Origin of the sequence: Capillibacterium thermochitinicola (assembly GCF_013664685.1) — a bacterium.
Lineage (GTDB): Bacteria > Bacillota > UBA4882 > UBA10575 > UBA10575 > Capillibacterium > Capillibacterium thermochitinicola.
In genome coordinates this window covers 1-2,577 of sequence record NZ_JAAKDE010000043.1, presented here as the reverse complement: position 1 = coordinate 2,577, position 2,577 = coordinate 1, and the positions used below count along the sequence as shown (strand labels likewise).

General features: G+C 48.2%; 2 protein-coding genes. Both read left to right on the top strand.

Features of this window, described 5'->3' with window-relative positions; all coding sequences use genetic code 11:
• The first annotated feature begins 240 nt into the window (after positions 1-240).
• Positions 241-1,740, top strand: a complete 1,500-nt coding sequence (gene istA / locus G5B42_RS10805; protein ID WP_181340487.1) for an IS21 family transposase — start codon at positions 241-243, stop codon at positions 1,738-1,740.
• Positions 1,730-2,473 carry an IS21-like element helper ATPase IstB gene (gene istB, locus G5B42_RS10800; protein ID WP_181340486.1) on the top strand — a complete coding sequence of 248 codons (744 nt, stop codon included), beginning with the start codon at positions 1,730-1,732 and terminating at the stop codon, positions 2,471-2,473. The genes istA and istB overlap by 11 nt, the downstream gene beginning before the upstream one ends.
• Positions 2,474-2,577 lie beyond the last annotated feature (104 nt).

The following is a 2,577-nucleotide window of genomic DNA, read 5'->3' as shown; positions in this document are numbered from 1 at the left end:
TGGCTGCCCTGATCACTATTGATAATCTTCGGCTTACGGTCATTCAATGCCCGTTTGAGGCAGATTAAGACAAATGCCTTGTCCAATGTGCTTGAAAGTGTTTGTGGTAGTATAAGAATACCGAGAATGGCAGTCTAAAATTCCATAGTTCGGTAAAAAAGGAGGAGTCACTGCATAGCATCCTGAAAATAAGCCTCTGAGCATATCATTGTAAGGAGGCAATTTAAAGGAGTGCTAACAGTGACTCAAATCGATTATATCAAACATTTACGGGATATTGAAGGTGCATCTATTAGCGAAATTGCGGCAAGAGTCAAATGCGACTGGAAAACAGCTAAGAAATACGCAGATGGTAGCATTGACCTCCGCCGGCGAGGCAGGTGCTCCAGGAAAAAAACAGTCATGGAAGGCTTTGAAGAATACTTGGAGGCCTGGCTTCACGAAGATCAGAGGATGCCCAAAAAGCAGAGGCGAACTGCCAAAAGGATCTTTGAGGAGCTGCAAAAGCTCGGTTATCAAGGTTCTGACCGTACTGTACGGGAATATGTCCGCAAGATAAAACAAGAAATGCGGTCAAGCGCCCAAGAACAAGCCATCCGGCTCGAACAGATTCCCGGGGAAGCACAAGTGGACTTTGGAGCGTTCAAGGCGATTTCCGGCAATGAGCTCAAGACTTATTACGAGTTGGTTTTGTCTTTCCCCCATAGTAATGCTCAGGTTTGCCTGGTTCTCCCATCTGAGAATGGGGTTTGCTTTCTACACGGCCTTCAAGAACTTTTTTACCTAATTGGCGGTGTTCCACGGGTCATTAGGTTCGACAACCTTTCTCCGGTTGTCGCCAAGATCCTCTCCGGCGAAGAACGTACTTTGACAGAAATGTTCAAGACCTTTCAGTGGCACTACCGGTTCCAGGCAGAATTCTGTAATCCGGGTAAGGGCCAGGAAAAAGGTCATGTAGAGAACAAAGTCGGTTATATCCGCCGCAACAATTTCAGCCCACTGCCGATCATCGAAGACCTCGATGAATTCAACCGCAATCTAAACCGGGCGATGATCGCGGACCGGGAACGAGAGCACTATGCAAAAGGTGCTCTAATCAGCGAGTTGTGGGAAGATGATCTGAAAAACCTGCTCCCGCTGCCCGAAATGCCCATGGATATCTTTCAGCTCTTTACCCGCACGGTTAACAAGTATGGAGAAGTTCGTGTTGACGACCAGTTGTACAGGGTCCCAAATGTGGCTCCGGGGTGCCGTGTTCTGATTAAAGCCTGCTGGGACCAGCTTGAAATCCTGGACGAGCATGGCGAAACAGTCCTTCATACGGTGAAACGGGTTTACTTCCAGAAAGCTGAGAGCATCGATTGGGCAGCGGAACTGGAGATATTCATTAATCGTCCCCGAGCTGCAGAAAGGGCGGTGTATCTAAGAGCGCTGCCTGACGCTCTCAAGACCTATATCTTATCTGCGCCCGATTTAAAAGAGCGGCGACAACGAATAATTGCGGCAGTTACCGTATTACGGCAGTATCCCCTCGCTGTGGCGGTTAAGGCGGCCAAACAGGCCCTGGATTATGGCCGGACCGACATTAACAGCTTAAGAATGTTTGCCGCTTTGCAGGCCGGTGCATCAACACCCACGCCAGGTCCAATTGAAGAACCGTGGACTCCATCCGAGGTGGCGCAATGGCAACCGGACTTGTCCATCTATGATTTACTGGGGGTGACCGGCCATGCAAAATGAATTGGCCGCCATCTGCAAAAAGCTGAAACTCGGTGACCTAACGAAGTTGGCAGCGCAAGTAAACTTTGAAAATGAAACGCAATATCTAACGGATGTCCTCAGGCTTGCCTTGAAACACAGGGAAGACAAGCGGATCGAAAGGTTAATCAGGCAGGCAAAATTCCCAGTCGTAAAGACCTTTGACGGTTACAAATATGACCCAATTACATGGCCACCTGGCTTTGATAAAGATCAACTGCTCAGTCTGGATTTTATTGAGAAAAAGCAGAACATCATCTGCTTAGGTGCTGTCGGAACGGGAAAAACATATCTGGCGATCGCCTTAGGTGTTAAAGCCTGCTCCCAGGGGAAGAAGGTCCGCTTTTACCGGGCACTAGACTTGGCAACAGAATTGGCCGAAAAACACCGTAACGGAAACCTCAGCAAAGCTCTGCAACAGCTGCAAAAGCTTGATCTGCTCATCCTGGATGAGCTGGGTTACATCCCGTTTGAGAAGACTTCATCCCAATTGCTATTCCATGTTATCTCCAACAGTTACCAGCAGCAAAGCGTCATCATTACTTCTAATCTGGAGTTTGGGAGGTGGAACGAGATATTCCAAGACGATCGGCTTACGGCAGCTTTGATTGACCGCTTAGTCCATCACGCTTACATTCTTGGTTTTTCGGGTCCCAGCTTCCGTTACAGAGAGGCCATGCTGGCCAGAAGCGCCGGGCCTTCGCAAACAGACTAAATGCGCAAAATGTCAGGATGCTATGTATCTCTTAGCCGCCGAACTATGGAATTCATAATTGCCAAACACAGGCTAGGAAATAAAATCGCTGAAATTAATACATT